At 57.3% G+C, this 17,166-nt stretch carries 16 protein-coding genes and 2 pseudogenes; 9 read left to right on the plus strand and 9 right to left on the minus strand.

Annotated features, from left to right (window positions below; all coding sequences use genetic code 11):
* Nucleotides 1-264: 264 nt before the first annotated feature.
* The gene (locus P0119_14310; GenBank protein ID MDF0667233.1) at nucleotides 265-1,104 is read left to right on the plus strand and encodes an aldo/keto reductase; all 840 of its coding nucleotides are present in this window, start codon (nucleotides 265-267) and stop codon (nucleotides 1,102-1,104) included.
* A gap of 169 nt (nucleotides 1,105-1,273) precedes the next feature.
* On the opposite strand, the gene P0119_14315 is transcribed toward P0119_14310, so the two are convergent.
* The 5 genes from P0119_14315 to P0119_14335 form a co-directional block, all read right to left on the minus strand.
* Nucleotides 1,274-1,735 (minus strand): isoprenylcysteine carboxylmethyltransferase family protein, encoded by a 462-nt coding sequence (locus P0119_14315; protein ID MDF0667234.1) that lies wholly within the window; start codon nucleotides 1,733-1,735, stop codon nucleotides 1,274-1,276.
* 27 nt (nucleotides 1,736-1,762) lie between these two features.
* A complete protein-coding gene (locus tag P0119_14320) occupies nucleotides 1,763-2,263 on the minus strand; it encodes a hypothetical protein (GenBank protein MDF0667235.1) in 501 nt (166 codons plus the stop codon).
* A gap of 436 nt (nucleotides 2,264-2,699) precedes the next feature.
* Complete coding sequence (locus tag P0119_14325) at nucleotides 2,700-3,224, minus strand: hypothetical protein (GenBank protein ID MDF0667236.1); 525 nt, start codon at nucleotides 3,222-3,224, stop codon at nucleotides 2,700-2,702.
* A 251-nt stretch (nucleotides 3,225-3,475) separates the two neighbouring features.
* Nucleotides 3,476-3,943, minus strand: coding sequence for a CreA family protein (locus P0119_14330; protein ID MDF0667237.1), 468 nt, complete (start codon nucleotides 3,941-3,943; stop codon nucleotides 3,476-3,478).
* A 93-nt stretch (nucleotides 3,944-4,036) separates the two neighbouring features.
* Entirely contained in the window at nucleotides 4,037-4,981 is a 945-nt protein-coding gene (locus tag P0119_14335; protein ID MDF0667238.1) for a PilZ domain-containing protein, read from the minus strand.
* 299 nt (nucleotides 4,982-5,280) lie between these two features.
* Here P0119_14335 and P0119_14340 point away from each other — a divergent pair, with 299 nt between their 5' ends.
* Nucleotides 5,281-6,183, plus strand: coding sequence for a DUF4412 domain-containing protein (locus tag P0119_14340; protein ID MDF0667239.1), 903 nt, complete (start codon nucleotides 5,281-5,283; stop codon nucleotides 6,181-6,183).
* 40 nt (nucleotides 6,184-6,223) lie between these two features.
* Here P0119_14340 and P0119_14345 read toward each other — a convergent pair.
* Nucleotides 6,224-7,041, minus strand: a pseudogene (locus P0119_14345) (IS3 family transposase).
* Between the two features lie 144 nt (nucleotides 7,042-7,185).
* Between P0119_14345 and istA the strand changes: the two are divergent.
* Both istA and istB read left to right on the plus strand, forming a co-directional pair.
* Nucleotides 7,186-8,454 carry an IS21 family transposase gene (istA, locus tag P0119_14350; GenBank protein ID MDF0667240.1) on the plus strand — a complete coding sequence of 423 codons (1,269 nt, stop codon included), beginning with the start codon at nucleotides 7,186-7,188 and terminating at the stop codon, nucleotides 8,452-8,454.
* Complete coding sequence (gene istB / locus P0119_14355) at nucleotides 8,451-9,233, plus strand: IS21-like element helper ATPase IstB (protein ID MDF0667241.1); 783 nt, start codon at nucleotides 8,451-8,453, stop codon at nucleotides 9,231-9,233. Before istA ends, istB begins: the two co-directional genes overlap by 4 nt.
* Here istB and P0119_14360 read toward each other — a convergent pair.
* From P0119_14360 to P0119_14370, 3 genes and pseudogenes are all read right to left on the minus strand, one after another.
* Nucleotides 9,219-9,605 (minus strand): annotated as a pseudogene (locus P0119_14360) (transposase). The gene istB and the pseudogene P0119_14360 overlap by 15 nt on opposite strands.
* A 417-nt stretch (nucleotides 9,606-10,022) precedes the next feature.
* Nucleotides 10,023-10,871: an alpha/beta hydrolase-fold protein gene (locus tag P0119_14365; GenBank protein ID MDF0667242.1), complete on the minus strand. Its 849-nt coding sequence runs from the start codon at nucleotides 10,869-10,871 to the stop codon at nucleotides 10,023-10,025.
* A 292-nt stretch (nucleotides 10,872-11,163) separates the two neighbouring features.
* Nucleotides 11,164-11,493, minus strand: a complete 330-nt coding sequence (locus tag P0119_14370) for a hypothetical protein (GenBank protein MDF0667243.1) — start codon at nucleotides 11,491-11,493, stop codon at nucleotides 11,164-11,166.
* A gap of 491 nt (nucleotides 11,494-11,984) precedes the next feature.
* Between P0119_14370 and P0119_14375 the strand changes: the two genes are divergently transcribed.
* From P0119_14375 to P0119_14395, 5 genes are all read left to right on the plus strand, one after another.
* Nucleotides 11,985-12,941, plus strand: a complete 957-nt coding sequence (locus P0119_14375) for an IS5 family transposase (GenBank protein ID MDF0667244.1) — start codon at nucleotides 11,985-11,987, stop codon at nucleotides 12,939-12,941.
* Nucleotides 12,942-13,194: 253 nt separating this feature from the next.
* Nucleotides 13,195-14,496, plus strand: coding sequence for an IS1380 family transposase (locus P0119_14380; GenBank protein ID MDF0667245.1), 1,302 nt, complete (start codon nucleotides 13,195-13,197; stop codon nucleotides 14,494-14,496).
* A gap of 123 nt (nucleotides 14,497-14,619) precedes the next feature.
* Nucleotides 14,620-14,820 carry a hypothetical protein gene (locus P0119_14385; protein MDF0667246.1) on the plus strand — a complete coding sequence of 67 codons (201 nt, stop codon included), beginning with the start codon at nucleotides 14,620-14,622 and terminating at the stop codon, nucleotides 14,818-14,820.
* Nucleotides 14,786-15,070: a hypothetical protein gene (locus P0119_14390; protein ID MDF0667247.1), complete on the plus strand. Its 285-nt coding sequence runs from the start codon at nucleotides 14,786-14,788 to the stop codon at nucleotides 15,068-15,070. The genes P0119_14385 and P0119_14390 overlap by 35 nt, the downstream gene beginning before the upstream one ends.
* A 122-nt stretch (nucleotides 15,071-15,192) precedes the next feature.
* Entirely contained in the window at nucleotides 15,193-17,091 is a 1,899-nt protein-coding gene (locus tag P0119_14395; protein ID MDF0667248.1) for a cobalamin-dependent protein, read from the plus strand.
* Nucleotides 17,092-17,166 lie beyond the last annotated feature (75 nt).

Below are 17,166 nucleotides of genomic sequence, written 5' to 3' on the forward strand. Positions count from 1 at the left end.
TATTCCCATCGAGGAAGGAAGTCAACGCTCGGACCTGACATGTCAACCCAATTTAGAAATGTCCTGTTTCTCCCACAGTAGAAATGTTCGGGTTTAGGTGAGAGCCGCGTTGTGCAATCCTCGGAGATGGCCTTAGCCGGTTGATCCACTTGGATCAGGTCGGTATAGAGGCGGAGCTTGAGGATGCATGGGTGTCAGCTATTCTCACGTTGAGACCATCAGCATGCCCTGTGTATGGTATAGGAATTCATGGGAGATGCTCTGATGCCACTGACCACATACAATCGCCTTTCCATTCCCTCTTTTATGTACGGCACGGCCTGGAAGAAAGAGGCTACGACCGGGCTGGTGCTGCAAGCTGTGGAAGCCGGATTCACTGCGATCGATACGGCCAATCAACTCGTCCATTACGATGAAGCGGGGGTCGGGGAGGCACTGCTACAGCTGTCGAAGCAAGGCCTCACCCGCAACAAGCTGTTTCTTCAAACGAAGTTCACACCCATCAACGGTCAAGATCATCGCCTTCCATACGACGCACGAGCGAGCATTACCACGCAGGTGCAGCAATCGTTCACCAGTTCTCTCGAACATCTTCATACGGACTATCTCGACTCCTATGTGTTGCATGGACCCTATTCACGGCGCGGCTTAGGAGCGGAGGATTGGGAGGTCTGGTCTGCGATCGAGTCTCTCTACGAGGCCGGCAAGACGAAGGTGATCGGGGTCAGCAACGTCACGGCCGATCAGCTGACCTTGCTCTGCATGAAGGCAAGACATAAGCCGATGGTGGTGCAGAATCGCTGCTATGCGGCCTTCGGATGGGACAAGGAGGTTCGGGAGATTTGCCGGACGCATCATATCATTTATCAAGGATTCTCGCTTCTGACTGCGAATCGCGACCTGTTCGTCGATCCTGCGATACGAGCCATGGCAGCGCGATATGAGATTACCCTGGCCCAGCTCATTTTCCGCTTTGCCATGCAAATCGGCATGCTGCCTCTGACCGGCACCACGAATCCTCAGCATATGAAAGAAGACCTGCAATCGGATCAATTCACCCTGCTGTCGGAGGAAGTTCGACAGATCGAAACCATCGGCCTCTAGCCCTCATTACTCATGACGACTTGTTGCAGCGGCGTATCGGCGATTGCAGTAGAAGCGTTCATGAATAATGTGGGCTAGAGCTCCAGGCTATGGATCTGGGGATTACAGGTTCAGCGAGCTCTCCTTTTTTCAGGCGCGATCGTTCGCAGGAAGCCTGAGGATTGAACAATCATAACCATCGGCGGACTGAACGTTTGTACGTTGTAAATGCCTCTGGGAATTTGGAGGCTAAGGCCCGTTCCTCGGGTAGGATTTGAAAACGGTTCATGTACCACACGAAAAGCGGGAGGATTACGAAGGCCAGTAGGTGAGAGAGATCAATCGCCCAGCCGGCAAGAATCGAGAGGAAGCCCAGGTACATCGGGTTACGGGTGAAGCGGTAGATGCCCGAGGTGACCATCGTCGTGGTTGCTTCCGGAGTGAGTGGATTGACGGTGGTTTTCATCCGGCGAAACGTCAAGACGCCAGCCAGTACGATCGCTGATCCTCCGGTGTAAAAAACAAGGGCGAACGCCGGACGCCATGGCAGTACGATGGTGAACATAGAATAGGCAGAGACGAGCCACATCAGCGCCCCGAACAAGAATACGAGCGCAAGCGGGGGCACTTTCAGTTCTAGGGTATTGAACATGTGAGTTGGGAACGAGTAGGGGCGGGCTCAACTTGGGCGTTTAATCATCCCACAGGCCACTTCCCATAGCGCCTGGTTGATACTGCCTGGTTCCACGGGTTTCCCATCGCCTTGTTCGACCAATACCGCATTTTGAGTTCCGGTGCCCATATGTTGAGAGAATTCCGAAGAGGCCAATAGCCGAACCTTGTTGCGTACGCAATCAAACTTCTTGTGCGTTTTCGTCGAGAAAAATCGGTGAGGGCTCATCATGAACGTCCCAGACGACGCATTCCCTTGCATCCACTTATAGTCTGTCAATTGCCATAGTGTCACGAGATCTCCACCTCGGCGAATCGTCTTGGGATCATAGTACACCATTTCCCGCGAAGGGGATTGGTACGCACCATCGATGGCTACCCAACTTTCCCCAGGCGGCATCTCGCCATATCCCCGTGGTTGACTGATCTGGTAACTAGGGGTTCCACAGGACGCAAGGCTGAGCAGGAGGACACAGAAAGAAAGACCGATACCGGTAATCTGGAGCATAGATCCCTCGCCGGATAACGCATTCTAGCAAAGAGTGAAAAGGAAGGTGCAAGGGCTGTTCGCTGGGCGTACTGATCTCCTAGTCGCACCCTTTAAACTGTGACTGCTGACAGCGCCGCGCCATCTCCTGGCCTTCTCGATCTGCGCAGTGGTCATTTGTGAGGTCAGAGGTCTCGACGCCTCAGAGCTGTCTTCTCCTCATAGCCAGTCAACATAGCGGCGACGGTGTACCACATACGCGCGCGAACGACGTCTTTCCGGATGCCTCGTCCTTTTTCATACATGAGGTCCAACGTTGCGCGAGTGAAACGGGTGGGGAGTAATTGTTTAAGATGTGTTCTGGGACGAGGGATCGTTGCCACGAAAAGTCTCCCGACCCGGTTGTTGTCTTCCGTCGCTGTCTGATTCCATTCACACACCTATTGACACGACCTCTCTAGTGATTCGGTGTGGCCTGGCCGGCTGTGCATGCCAGGTGTGAGGGAATCTCCAGCTGCCCTGATGGACGGAAGCCCCAGGCTGTGGCGAGGGCTTGGCAGGTCAGGTTCTGAACGGTTTTGTCGTTGTCTCCAACGCACTGTGGGTAATAGGCGTTGCCCCGCAGGACAGCTTCTTGGCGTTCCACTGAAAGGCCTCGCACATGGACATTGATGTTGAAGAGTGCGCCGCAGTTCGCCCGGATCAATGCCCCTTCCTTCAGTGCTTCCTGCTCCAGCATGAGCACAAACGCGGCATTCGCCTCTGCCGCGACCGCAAACGCTCCCTGACGATCCGATGAAGTGTGAGACCGCGGAGGGGGTATCAGGGTGTGTGAATAGTGATGAGACCGGAGCCATTCGTCAGCCACGCTGGTCAGGAGAGGATCCCCCCAGATGAGGATGCGCTGCTCCTCACTTGGCAAGAGCGTATGGGAGCCGTTGGTGATCGGAAAGTGGACGCCGGAGGGAGGTGGTGTAGACAAGCATCCTTCCAGAAGGAGTAGAACGGAGAGAAGACACGTGAGCGTGATGGCCGAGCTGAAGCAATCTCGTCGTTCCACAGAGCAGGATTATAACAAATGGGAGCGGTGTGAAAGGTAATCGAGACGGCGAGGGGAGGAACGGTGCGGAACTGTGTCAAGAAGAGATCCCCAGCCCCTTTGTGCTTCTGGTAGAAATGAGGCCGGCGGGTGTGGCGTCTGCTGCGCGTGTCGGCCAAAGTGTCTCCAGGCCCTTATCGATTTGACCAGGATTGGATCGGCACGGTGGAGATGGCATTTTGTGGCGACCCCTCGATCACTCGATCGCTATAGGCGAGATAAATGTAGGTCTGGCGTTTTTTGTCGAAAAATCGTACAACTTGTAACTTCTTAAAAATCAGGGATCGACTCTCACTGAATACCTTTTCCCCTTCCTTCGGCTCACCCACAACGCGAATAGGACCGACTTGGCGACAGGCAAGTGAGGCATCTGAGGTTTCCTCTGCCAATCCGACCATGCCTTTGAAGCCGCCTTTTTTTGATCGACTTAGGTAACAGGTGATGCCTTCAATCTTTGGGTCGTCAAACGCTTCAACCACAATTTTGTGATCCGGACCCAACCATTGGAATTCCGTGTCGACATGCCCAATTTCCTCTGCATGACTTGCCGAAACGATCGTCGCGCAACAGAGCAACATGGTCACATACATCGTTGTCTTCATCTGCCTATTCTCCCCTCATAGTGTCGCTGCGTTGACCTGGCTCCCCTGTGGAGGTTCAGTCTATTCGACCCCTTTACGGTCTATTGCTGCTATTCAGAAGGGTTTCGCCCTGTAGCCATGATCGTGGCCTGACTCTTCCTCATGTCGGCTCTTCTCTCGCATCTCCCTTTCGGCCTCCACACGGCGTTGCTCTGACACGATCATTCGGTCGAGCTCTGCCATGTGCTGCTCGGCGAACGCTTTGATCGGTTGTCGTTCGTCTGTCAGCCATCGCGTCAACGACTCCTTCTTGACCCGCCATGCTTCCGCAAGCCCGAATTCACCGGAGACCACGCCGGTGCTATTGATGTTGATCCGGACTTCGTCCATTTTGCGATCGTCATGCGGAAATCGCGACACAATCTCTTTCAAGATACCGTCGGTGGAGGTCGAACCAAGGTAATTCTGGAGAATCGCCAGAGAGAAATCTGCCTCCCTGTCGCCGCCGGCTTTGACCAACGCGGCGAGCGCGGCAGCGAACTCGGGTGTACATGTGGGAAACGCTCTGCCGAGCAGGCTCCCTCCTCGAAAGCGAAATTCTGCGCGGTCTTGCGCGAACCACGCCAGCCCCTTGCTGATGGCGAGTTCAGGGTCTTTTGAAAGCACCGATTCCAGTCCTTGGAACTCAAACGGCACGACCTCGACCTGTTCTTCGTCGCGGTCCTCAGGCTTCCTCGCAAGCAGAGTTGCCATCACGTCGTCGAGTCGCTGCTGTTCAGTCTCTCTGATCCGAACAAAAGTCAGCCCTGCGGTTTCCTCATTCACCCACTGCACATCAGCCCCATCAATCATCAACGCCCAGTCCAAGCCTGGCACAGCGATGCGCAGTTCTAGCGAGAGGCCAGGCGACATGAGGAGCGGGCTTTCCAGCCGGCACCCGCCCCCTGAGAGATCGAGGATGAGGCCCGTTCCTTCGGGCTGTGCGGAGCCTGACAACATGGCGCGAAACTGCACACCAACTCGGGGCGCTGACCGCTGATCCTCTACCTTTAGATCCATGACGGACATTCTACTTTTTCAAAACGGGCGCGTCTATGACAGGTGAGAAATAAAGGGCGGAGGGTCTGCCATCTGTCGAGGTAAGGCTGGACCCTTATTCCTGAGTCACGCACGATTCAAGATCCAACCCTAACTGTCCATGGGCTGAAGATCGTATCACAGAACGTGTGAGCGTCCTGTCGGTGATTGGATGGGGTTCGAATCCCTGTTCCGGGGGGCTCCTGCTGGTGTCGGCGGTGGCCTTCGGCTACACTGCACTGGGGCATCGCGGTCTTTTACCCTAACCAGGAGCGTACACCATGCAGAACCGTTGGCCGGTCGCCGTCTGTAGCTTCGCACTGAGCCTCTCCCCCCTCTCGGTTCAGGCCGGAGACTTTGAAGGCATTCTCCATATGACCATCAAACATGCGGGAACCGGCGCTCAGAGTTCGACGGATCGATATCTCAGCCCTCCGAGTACGATGGATTGGTATCTCAAGGGCGACAAGGCGCGAGTGGAGTCATCCCGCGGTGACGGACAAACGCATGTGATGATCTTCGATGCCCGGACCAGGACGATGCAGGTGGCGATGCCGGGGCAGAAGCGCTATATGGAAATCAGCATGGACGGTGAACGAGGCGAATATGTCACAGATGCCTTTGAAAAACAGACGGTCGAGCGCACGGGAAAGACCGACAAGATCGCCGGCTATTCCTGTGAAATCTGGCGGATCACGGACAAGGAGGAGAATCGGCTGAAGAGCGACGTCTGCGTGGCGAAAGGATTCGGCAAGGCGGCCACGTTCTGGATCGATCCGAAGGAGATGCGCCGGTCTTCACAGCCGAGTTGGGTCAAGCGGCTTGTGGAGGAGGGAGGATTCGGACTCCGGAGCATTCACTATGACGACGTGGGCAAGGAATCTTCCCGCACGGAAGTGACGAGCATCGACAAGAAGAGCCTGGACAACGCCCTGTTTGCTTTTCCTGCCGATTGGGTGAGGCAAGATATGTCGGCCATGCAGGAGCGGATGAAGGCGATGCGGGGGCAGAAGGGGCAGGGAGGCGAAGACTTCTCCAAGATGATGGAGGAAATGAAGAAGCGAAAGGCCGGTCAGGGCGGTGCGAGGGAGCCTTCCGGCGAAGGCGGAGAGGAACCGGATATGAAAGAGGTCATGAAGCAGTTCGGCGAAATGATGAAGAAAAAGCAGCAGGGCGGACAATAGAGACCCCGGTTGTCAATAGTGGACGCCATGAGTTGCAGCCTCACGCCGTTGGCTGTTGACGGGCCCACTGCTGGGCAAACGCAGCGGGCGAGCGATTCCCGAGTCGAGACTGCCGCCGCTGCCGGTGATAGAAGATCTCGATGTACTCCGAGATCTCGCGCCGAGTCTGCTCACGGGTCTCGTCGCGACGCTGATGCACCGGCTCATTTTTGAGCGTCCCCCAGAAACTCTCCATCGGGGCGTTGTCCTAGCAGTTGCCCCTCCGACTCATGGACGCGGTCATGCCACACTGGCGGACCTGATCTTGAGAGTCCTGGGCACAATACTGCGAACCACGATCGGAGTGGTGGATCAGTCCCGGGCGCGGGCGCTTCGCCCATACCGCCGCTCTCAGTGCCTGGATCACTCACTCCGTCGTCATCCGGGCCCCCATCGCATGGCCGACGACCTCGCAGGGGAACAGGTCCTTGATGCCAGCGAGATACAGCCAGCCTTCCACGGTCGGCACAGAGGTAATATCGGTGCCCCAAGCCTCATCGGTCGCCTGGCGGCGAAGGTCTGAGCCAACACGTTTGCCGCTACCGGCAGCGCATGCGTCGAATCCGTGGTGGTCGTGAACCGGCGCACCTGTGGACAGCGCAGGCCTAGTTTCTTCCGCAGCCGCTTAATGCGGCCGATCCCAGCTGGCAAGCCGTCCTCACGCAGTTCGCCGTGCAGCCGTTCCGGGCCATACGTCTGGCGGGTACGCACCTGCGCGGCCTGGATCGCCACGTCCAGCCGCGCGTTCCCCTGAGCGCGCGTCGAGGGGCGGCGGGTACGCCAGGCAGAGTACCCGCTTCGGGACCCGTCACGGACCCGGTGTCAGCGGTCATGCAATAATCCCCAGATGTGGTCAATGAATTCTCCCCACCCTCTCACCGAAGGAGGGATGTGATGGAACTTGACGATAGCAAGGAGACAACGATCATACCGTCCCAGGTAGACCACACTCGGGAGGTATGTATGGTGGATCAAGAGCGGTGGGCGGAGATTCGACGGTTGCGTCATGAAGAGCGGGGATCCATTTCAGGGATTGCGCGGCGGTTGGACCTGGATCGGAAGACCGTGCGGCGCAGTCTGCAGCAGACGACGTGGCAACCCTATCGCCGAGCGGCGATGACGGAGACGCTGCTGACCGCCCATGCCGACTTTGTGCGGACCCGTGCGTCGCAGGTTAATTATTCGGCGCGGATTCTCTATCAGGAACTGCGAGCGAGCCACGAGTACATCGGCAGTTATGAGACGGTGAAGCGAGGGGTGGCGCCGCTGCGTGAGGGTCAGCTGCAGGCGGAGCGGGCCCTCCTCCGCTTTGAGACACCGCCGGGCCAGCAGAGTCAGATTGATTGGGGCCAAGCCACCGTGCCCTTCCGCGCCGGCCCGACGGTGGTGCACGTGTTCGTGTTGACGTTGGGGTTCAGCCGACGTGGGTTCTATTACGCCTGTGCCGATGAGCGGCTGGCGCAGTTTCTCGAGGCCCATGAACGGGCTTTTGCGCATTTCGGTGGCCACACGCGAGAGCATCTGTATGACCGACCGCGAACCGTCTGTTATGCGGATGAGACGGGGCGGCGGCTCTGGAATCCCACCTTCAAAGCCTTCGCCGACTATTGGGGCTTTGAGCCGCGCGTGTGTCGGCCCTATCGGGCCCAGACCAAGGGTAAGGTCGAATCCGGCGTGAAATATCTGAAACGGAACTTTCTGCCGGGACGAACGTTTGTCGATCTGGTGGACTTTCAAACCCAACTTGACGAATGGACCGCGACAATTGCCGACCGCCGCATCCATGGCACGACGCATGAGGAGCCACTCGTCCGGTTTGCGCGAGAACGCAACCACCTGGTCCCGCTGGCGGACCAGCGCGCCTTCCAGCAGGAGGCGCGCGTCTCACGGATCGTGGCCGAGGACTATTTGGTCAGCCTGGCGACGAACCGCTACTCCGTGCCCTTCCGGCTCATTGGTCAGCGGGTTGAAGTGCAACGACGGGGGGACACGGTCCACATCTTTCACCGTGACCAAGAGATCGCGACGCACCCGGTGCTCCCGGGCCAGCACCAATTCCGAATCCAGCCCGAGCACGGCCCTGGAGCCAGTGCGCGTCTCGCCCGCCACCGTCGGTCCACGGTGAGCGATCGGTCCCCTCGCCCCGATGCCTTGCCGGAGGTCGAAGTGCGGGATCTGGCCTGGTACGAGGCGGTGTGTGAGCGCACGGCGTCGCAGGAGGGGCGGCCATGAACGCGGCGCAACTGGAACGGCTCCGTGACCAACTCACGCGCCTACGGCTCTTGAAGAGTCGGGAGCGGCTGGAGGCCCTCTTACAAGAAGCGGCCGTCAAGGAGCTGCCCTATGCCGACTTCCTCGACCAGGTGCTCGGCGAAGAAGTCGCGTCCAAGACCGCGAAGAACATTGCGATGCGGACGAGTTTGGCGCGATTTCCATTCGTCAAGAGTCTGGAGGTCTTCGACTTCAGCTACCAGCCTTCGTTGGATAAGAAGCAGATTCAGCAGGTGGCGACCTGCCACTTCATCGAGCACGGCGAGAATGTCGTGATCTTGGGGCCGCCCGGTGTGGGCAAAAGCCACCTGGCCATCGGGCTAGGGCTGCAAGCCATTGCCCAGGGCTATCGGGTGTTGTTCACGACAGCCGCCGCCATGATCGCTACGCTGACTCGGGCGCTCACGGAGAATCGGCTGGAGGACAAGCTGAAGCTCTATACCATTCCCCGGTTGCTGATCATTGATGAGATCGGCTATCTGCCCATTGACCGCACCGGGGCCAACTTGTTCTTTCAGCTCATCTCACGCCGCTATGAGAAGGGGCCGATGATTTTGACCAGTAACCAGAGTTTCGGGGCTTGGGGCGAGGTGTTTGGCGACCGGGTGCTGGCGACTGCGATCCTGGATCGGGTGCTCCACCACGCGATCACCATCAACATCCGGGGCCATTCCTACCGGCTGAAGGAGAAACTCAAAGCCGGACTTGTGCGGGTCGAAGAAGCGTCAACGACAACCTAACGGGGTGGGGAATTTTCGATGACCATAACTGGGGCAATTTGGATGACCCTTGACAACCCGGCACAACAGACGCAACGGATACTGGGGACACAGCGTGCTCATGAGCGCGTACCGGGCCGCGGCGCCTTGGCAACGTACGCGGTGGCTCTTTTGGATGTCACGCTCCATCCGCGCTGCAGCGAGATCGCGTTTGAGTCGGGACCGCTCCGCTTCCAGATCCGTCACGGGCCGTCGGCACTCCCCCAGCGTTGCGAGCTGGCCCTGTCGGGCTTGACACACCCAGCGCTCAAGAGTCTTACCCGACAGGGTGAGGCGTCTGGCTGCCTCCGGAATCGTCAACTTCTGTTCCAGGACCCGCTGCACCGCTTGCTCCCGGAACTCCTTCGTCTACTGCTGTTGTGGTACTTGTTCCATCCCCCACCTCCAGACCTCAGATCATAGGGTGAAGGCGTCCACTTTTTCGAGCCTAGCACATCCCGAGTTCCGCCAGCGCCTGCGGACACTTTCCGTGGGGTTGCCGATTGCGACGCAGTTGGACTGGAATCTCAGCGAGACCGACGACGCGGATCACGCCTCGGCTCGTACCCTGTATGCCGTTGTACTCGCCGTCCAACCGTCACCCTGGAGGCTCAGGGCTTCCCCCTAATCGTATTTCAACTGCGGACTTCAGGATAATATTCAGAACGTCCCTGTTTTCTATTCCATCGCCGAGGCTAACGTGCACTTCAGCCGCAGCGGCATGGATTGTCTGCGGGCGCCATCGTGTGTAAGTGCGCGTTATGTGGTCTATCACTTGTAAACACGCCTAATTCCCCCAGAGAGTGCACCTGGCAAGACTGAGATGTGACTCTCCTCAGGGTATGTCCGCGTGATCCAACGGAGGCCGTCGTAGCGGCGCGACTCTATGAGCCGGTTGAACTCCGCCCATGGTTCGAGGATCGTGGGGTCCTCCTGATTCCCCACCGCGGTGAATACGGTTGCAGTGAGTGCGCTGGACTTGGCACGATAGTCGGCCTCGTACTGCCAAATACGTCTGTTGTCCCAGACAAGAGGCGGCCCGATCAGGATGTACCGGTGGAACAAGGCTGGACGGGTAAAGAGGCTGACTGTACCGAAAAGCCCACCGAACGAGAGGCCAGCCACCGCGCGATCATCAGCCAAGGCCCGGTAGCGGCTCTCGATGAGCGGAAAGAGCTCTCTGTACAGGAACTCCTCGAATTTGACCGCTCCACCTGCCTGTGGCCATTCTCCCCAGAGCCTTGTCACGTCTTGCGTCGGCGTGAAGTCGCGGCTCCTCTTCTCCCACCAGTCGCGACCTGGGCCATACCCGATGCCGACGACGATGAGATCGGGAGCCTCCTTCGCCCAAGCAAGCCATTCCGCCGTATCTGCCGCCAGGCCGAAGCACTTGTCGCCATCGAGCACGTACAGCACTTGGTACTTTTTCTCGGTGGTGGCATACGATATCGGCAGTCGAACCTGGATGACGAAGGTGTCGTCAACGTACGCCGACTCAATCGTGTGTTGCACCGAGCGCTCAACGGTGACCGGCACAACGCTCTGCCCCAGCGCGTCAGTGCACGCACCCCCCGCGATTCCAACCGAGAAGAGCAGGACAGCTAGAAGTCCAATCCGCATCGTGCACCTCACAATAACGATCTGTTGCTCCGTATAACTAGGGAAGGTCTGATTTGTTCAAGGTTCCAACAAATAATTAACTCAATTCCCCGTGTTTTGAGTACCAACTGATTACAATCAGGAATTAATCAGACCTTCCCTAGGTTTAGGCCGTTCCGCACAACACTTCTCCCGTGAATCGGTCCACATGCTGTTCAACGGACTGCGAGCACCTACTGCTCCATGATAAAGAACAATGACACACCACAAATTTAGGGTCTGGTCTTGCCATTTGCATTCCCCATCTAGCCTCTCACTGTCCAACTCGAGCCGCCATGGCGAAGTGAAAGAAATAACGGTCGAGAGCAGCTGAATCGCTGCCGTCGGCGTTCCCTCCGAACATCGCATCGCAGAGCAGCTCTCGTGCGCGTGTCAGTTCTTTCCGCTGGCCTTTCCACCGCTCACCCGCGATCGTCAAATCCAATAATTCTAGAGTACGATCGAAGGCCTTCTCGCAGCGTTGCTGGTCCTTTCCCCACCAATGGGCGGCGCGTGTAACATCGCTGCCGACATTGGCCAGTTGCTCGACGAGCGAGAGAGTGTGCCATCGTCCTGCGGTTAATTGCTCGTGAATGAGTGCCATGCTAGCCTCCTGCACCAATCGATTGACGATCGCTATGACGGCGTCGCGTAACTCCTCGCGTCCGACGTATCGAGAACGGTTCTCCTCGGAGTTAGACCGATACCATGCATCTTTGCCCGTTACATTGCCCAAAGCGGAGGTATTGTAGGCTGTTCTCATTTTTAGGTCCACATCCCATTCATGATCACCTTCTCCGCTTTTCAGGTATTTAGAACCTGGCTATAATACTCACCATGGAATAGACCAAATATATCTTTTTGGTAAGATGAGGGGAAGTGGCTCGGCTATCTGCAAGAGTACCCTGATTACTGGACGCAAGGAGAGTCTTTAGAAGATCTGCAAGCCCACCTTCGCGATCTGTATCACGATCTTACCAGTGGTGAAATCCCCGGAGTGCCCAAGCTGGCAGAACTAACACTTCAGGAAGGTCTGATTTATTCTTCTCCCTGAATGTGCTACGGGTAGCACAGCACTGAACGGGCGGCGCACCCATGCACCAACAGACCTTTGCGGAAGTCACCTTCGAGCAGTATCGCAAATCCACCCGCCGCGAGCGGTTCCTCGACGAAATGAACCGCGTGGTGCCGTGGGGGGAACTGATGGCTGTGATCGAGCCGGTCTACCCCAAGGCCGAAGGCCCCGGACGTCCGCCGGTCGGGATCGAACGCATGCTGCGTCCCCATTGTTTGCAACAGTGGTTCAACCTGTCGGATCCGGCCGTGGAAGAGGCGCTGTACGACTCGCGCGCCATGCGGCAGTTTGTGGGGATTGATCTCGGCCGCGAACCCGTGCCCGATGAGACGACGATTTGCAAGTTTCGGCATCTCTTGGAAACCCACCAGTTGGGCCAGCAGCTCTTTGCACGGATCGGGGAGTATCTGACGAAGCAGGGGCTGCAGGTGAGCCGAGGAACCATCGTGGATGCGACCATCATTAGTGTGCCCAGTTCGACGAAGAATCGGACCAAGGCGCGGGATCCCGAGATGCATCAGACCAAGAAGGGCAATCAGTGGTCTGTCGGCATGAAGGCCCATATCGGTGTGGACAGCCAGACGAAACTGATTCATTCGGTCGCGGCGACCGCCGCCAATGTGCCTGACAGCCAGGTGTTCCCGGAGTGGCTGCATGGCCAGGAGACCCGGGTGTGGAGCGATGCCGCCTATAGCGGGCAACGCGACGTGATCCGGCAGCATGCGCCCAAGGCCAAGAGTTTCCTGCAGGCGAAAGCGCCTCGCCATCGGCCGCTGAGTGAGGAGGAGCGGGCTCGCAACCGCACAAAGTCGAAAGTGCGGGCGAAAGTCGAACATGCGTGCTTGGTGATCAAGCGGATCGTTGGGTGGGCCAAAGTCCGGTACCGGGGGCTAGCGAAGAACACCCACTGGCTCCAGATCAGCTGCGGCTTGGCGAATCTGTATGTGGTGCGGCGGCGCCTCCTGGCGAGAGCCTAGCGAGGGGGGCGAACGGGGTTACGAGCGGCCCGACGGCGGGCGACCCCCAAGAAAAGCACTCCCGAACGAGCAGATTCCCACCTGAGTGCTCGTATGCAATCACTCAGAAACAGAGTTCTTCATACAAACATGAATTAATCCTGAATCATGCGGGAACAACACCTGAGATTGCCGTCTGGTCCGCGTGCCGACGGGTTTGTCTGGCCGTCTGGTGGTTGCACTGAAGCCTACTTTTTAAGTAGGGTTCAGTGCGATGGCAAAGGGTCCGCGAAATGTGCAGATTACGTTCGGTTCGCCAACCCTGACGCATTACGGCGGTGTCTATCTCCTGCACCGCTTCTTCACGCGGATTGGACCGAAACACGCCTTCGCCGAGAAGCTCCGGGTCTGCCATCGCAACACGCGCTACACCGTTGGGGAGATGGTCTTGGCGGTGTTGTATCCGATGATCCTTGGCCTTGGACGGATCGAGACGACGCAACTCCTCCAACACAATGGTGTCTTCCAATATCTGACCGGCCTGCAGCGCTATCCCAATCCCACGACCGTGCGGCGCTTCTTGCTGCGGGCGGCACCGACTGCGCTGCCAAGACTGCGCCGGCTGCACGATCGGTTTCTGGCCCTGATGACGGGACGGCCACACCAGCCATCGCGGCTGATCTTCGATGTCGACTCGACCGTCCTCGTCCTCTACGGCAAGCAAGAGAAGGCGACGATCGGCTACAACCCGATCAAGCGTGGCCGGCCCTCGTATCACCCGTTGCTCTGCTTCGAGGGCCGGAGCAAGGATTTCTGGCACGGCGAATTGCGGCCCGGCGCCACCCACACGGCCAGCGGGACGCCCGATCTCCTCGCGGCCTGCTTCGCGAAGATTCCTGCCGGGGTTCGGCTGGTCATCGTCCGCGCGGACAAAGGGTTTTACGACCACACCCTGATCGAGTGGCTCGAAGAGCGACGCGCCCGCTTCGTCATCGTCGCTCGCTTGACGACGCCCATCAAACGCAAGCTGGCGCACCTGCGGTATGTAAGTCCCCGTCAGACCATCGACGTCGCCGAGTTTCGCTATCAGCCCCTCCGGTGGCCTCGGCCCTATCGCTTTGTCGTGGTGCGACGGCCTCAGCCCGACGAACCGACCGACCAATTGACGCTCTTCAAGCTCGGCCGATATCACTACCAGGTCCTGGTCACAAATCTGCCGTTGCAGCCGCTCAACCTCTGGCGCTTCTACAACGACCGCGCCGGAGTCGAATTGTTGATCAAGCAGCTCAAGGGAGATTACGCCCTGGGCAGCATTCCCACCCGCCACTTTCTGGCCAACGAGACCTACTTTCATCTATTGCTCTTCGCGTACAACCTCATCAACTGGTTCAAGCGCCTCTGCTTGCCGGCGGAACTACACACAGCCACCTTGCAAACGCTGCGGCAGCATATCCTGCTGATGCCGGGGCAACTCTCGCGCACCGACAATCGCCCGCGTCTGATTCTGCCCGCAAGCGGCTCCCGCGAAGCAGCCTGGAAGTATGCCCTGGATCACATCGAGAACCTCAAGTTGTGAAACCATCACTTTTCACGCCGGATTCAGGTTAATCAGACGTTCCCTAGCTACAGGTTTGATGGTTGGAAGATGGACGGGTTTCCTAAGAAGTGGTACTATGTCTTTATCAGGAGGGGGGGCGGTGTGAGCAGAGTTGAAGCGATTGAACAGCAGATTAAAACGCTATTGCCCGACGACCTTGCCGCGTTTCGCCGGTGGTATGCCACAGTTGATGCTGAGGGCTGGGATCGCCAGTTTGAGGCTGATGTGAAAGCAGGGAAACTCAATGCGTACGCTGACAAAGCGCTCCATGCCCATACTACCGATCGGACCAAGACTCTTTGATTCACCACGCCTCACCCGACTTTGGACTTGCTACAATGCGCTGCCTCCTTCAATCCGTGAGCAAGCTGATCGTGCCTACGAACTCCTCAAAGTGAATCTCAAACATCCGTCGTTGCATCTGAGACAAGTGGGCCGGTTCTGGTCTGCGCGAGTCGGACTCCAATATCGAGCTGTCGGGGTTGACGCAGCAGACGGAATTGTGTGGTTTTGGATTGGAGCCCCTGCTGAGTATGACAAGTTGATGCGGTAGCATCTCCGCTCCCGCCCCCTTGCATATCCTTCTTTCTCCTCCGTACAATATTCTTTTTATTCAGCTAACTCATCGTCTTTCTTGTTCGTTTTGATCAGTTTGAGGGAAGAGGTCAGGCCTGCGTGAAGATCGAGTATTCTAAGGGCGAACGGGCTTCCAAGGAGCTGATTCTCCTCAATCGCCAACAATTCGAATCCACCAGCGGCCGGAAGATGAAGGTGATGCTGATCTTCCCACCGGACTGGTACCCCTCCGAACCCTATTTGAGCCTTCCCTCTCTCACAGCCGTTCTCCGCCAGGCCGGCCATACGGTCATCCAAAAAGACATCAACTGCGAAATGTGGGACTGGTACTTCAGCGAGGACTTCCTGAGGAAGGTGTTGCGTCGGGTGCCGCAGCAGTTGGATCGGCTTCGCAAGCTGGCGAGGAAGCGGGACTTGGCCGAGTGGGAGATGGATGTGCAGCTGGCGCTCTGTGATGTCACGCGTCCCCGGATGGAAAAATTGATTCGGGATGCAGAAGAGGCGAAGGATATCGTCAGAACCGAAAAATTTTATGATATCGATAAATTAGAATGGGCGATTCAAGTCTTTCGCGAGGTCACCTCGATCATTTCACTGGTCTATGCCCCGGCGCGGATCTGCATGCCGCCGATGGAAACGAATCTGTCGTACAAGCCGTATGTCTCGGCCGAAGTGATGGATGCCGTAGAGAATGAACAGGTCAACGTATACCGGGATGTGTTCGACCATCTGGTCAGGCCAGTGATCCAAGCTGAGCAGCCGGACGTGGTTGGGATCTCGATTGTCTTACAGCAGCAGATGTTCTCGACGATGACCTTTTGTGCCCTCATCAAGCGGCATTTTCCGGACATTCACGTGACGATCGGCGGCAATACGGTGACTCGCCTGCGTGACGTGCTGCCCGAATCGCCGCTCTTTCAGTATTTTGACAGTGCCGTAGTCTATGAAGGAGAGACGGCCTTCGTGCAACTGGTCGAGGTGATCGGCGCCAAGCAGAGTTTGGCCGGCGTGCCGAATACGATCTATAAGGACGAGACGGGAATTCATGTTTCTCCACTGAGTTATGCGGAGGATATGGCTTCGCTGCCGCCACCGGACTTCGACGGCTTGCCGCTCGAGAAGTATTTTGTGCCAACAAGGATTCTCCCCTATCTGGCGACGCGGGGCTGTTACTGGGGACGCTGCGAGTTCTGTGACCATGGTGAGGGCTATACAGCGGGTTATCGGTCGAAGAAGATCCAGGACATTCTCGCCGACATCACCTATCTGCGCGACAAGTATGGCGCCAAACATTTTCACTTTACCGACGAGTCCTATCCACCGGCTTTGTTCCGCAAGCTTTCGCGAGGATTGATTGAAAGTAAGATGGATATCTTCTGGACGACGCATATGCGGTTCGAGAAGAGTCTGTTGGAAGATGCCGTTTGGCAGGATGCCAAGGGGTCAGGCTGCCGCTATCTCCACTTCGGCTACGAATCCGGAGTTGAGCGAGTGCTGCAGCTGATGGATAAGGCAACGACGACTGAAGTGATGACGAGGCACCTCAAGCTCACGGCGGAGGCGGGCATCTGGAACCACTGCATGGGCTTCTTTGGTTTTCCCGGTGAGACGAAAGAAGAAGCCTGGCAGTCGGTTCAGTTCCTAGAGCAAAACAAGGATCATGTCCATTCGCTGGGGTTCGGGACGTTCGACTTAGGCCGACACAATCCGGTGGCCAAACATCCGGAGAAGTGGGGCGTAACGGCGTACAAGAACCCGGAGTGGGATCTCGCGCTCGATTACTATTACACCGTGAAAAACGGTATGAGCATCGAAGAGGCCGAGCGAGTATTTGAACAGTTCGAACGGAGCCACAATCCCGGCTGGGATCTGAGGCTGTATATCCGAGAATATATCTTTCTCTATATCTCAAGATTTGGTTTAAGGAAGCTGCAAGATCTTCAGTATCAATCTGTCAAAACCGCCGGAGTGATGCCGACGTTAGCAGGAAAAATGTAGGGGACTGGCTCCGGCCTCGCCGGTGCCTGTCCCATTTCTTAAGGCTCGGACGGGAATAGTTGCCAATCGGAAGGG

The organism is Nitrospira sp., from assembly GCA_029194665.1.
Taxonomy (GTDB): Bacteria; Nitrospirota; Nitrospiria; order Nitrospirales; family Nitrospiraceae; genus Nitrospira_D.

Coding starts and splice junctions, on each gene's coding strand:
- P0119_14315 (MDF0667234.1), bottom strand. CDS start 1,735: ATGTTCAATACCCTAGAACTGAAAGTGCCCCCGCTTGCGCTCGTATTC.
- P0119_14380 (MDF0667245.1), top strand. CDS start 13,195: ATGGCAAAGGGTCCGCGAAATGTGCAGATTACGTTCGGTTCGCCAACC.
- P0119_14330 (MDF0667237.1), bottom strand. CDS start 3,943: ATGAAGACAACGATGTATGTGACCATGTTGCTCTGTTGCGCGACGATC.
- P0119_14340 (MDF0667239.1), top strand. CDS start 5,281: ATGCAGAACCGTTGGCCGGTCGCCGTCTGTAGCTTCGCACTGAGCCTC.
- P0119_14335 (MDF0667238.1), bottom strand. CDS start 4,981: ATGGATCTAAAGGTAGAGGATCAGCGGTCAGCGCCCCGAGTTGGTGTG.
- P0119_14320 (MDF0667235.1), bottom strand. CDS start 2,263: ATGCTCCAGATTACCGGTATCGGTCTTTCTTTCTGTGTCCTCCTGCTC.
- P0119_14310 (MDF0667233.1), top strand. CDS start 265: ATGCCACTGACCACATACAATCGCCTTTCCATTCCCTCTTTTATGTAC.
- P0119_14370 (MDF0667243.1), bottom strand. CDS start 11,493: ATGGCACTCATTCACGAGCAATTAACCGCAGGACGATGGCACACTCTC.
- istA (MDF0667240.1), top strand. CDS start 7,186: ATGGTGGATCAAGAGCGGTGGGCGGAGATTCGACGGTTGCGTCATGAA.
- istB (MDF0667241.1), top strand. CDS start 8,451: ATGAACGCGGCGCAACTGGAACGGCTCCGTGACCAACTCACGCGCCTA.
- P0119_14365 (MDF0667242.1), bottom strand. CDS start 10,871: ATGCGGATTGGACTTCTAGCTGTCCTGCTCTTCTCGGTTGGAATCGCG.
- P0119_14375 (MDF0667244.1), top strand. CDS start 11,985: ATGCACCAACAGACCTTTGCGGAAGTCACCTTCGAGCAGTATCGCAAA.
- P0119_14390 (MDF0667247.1), top strand. CDS start 14,786: ATGCCCATACTACCGATCGGACCAAGACTCTTTGATTCACCACGCCTC.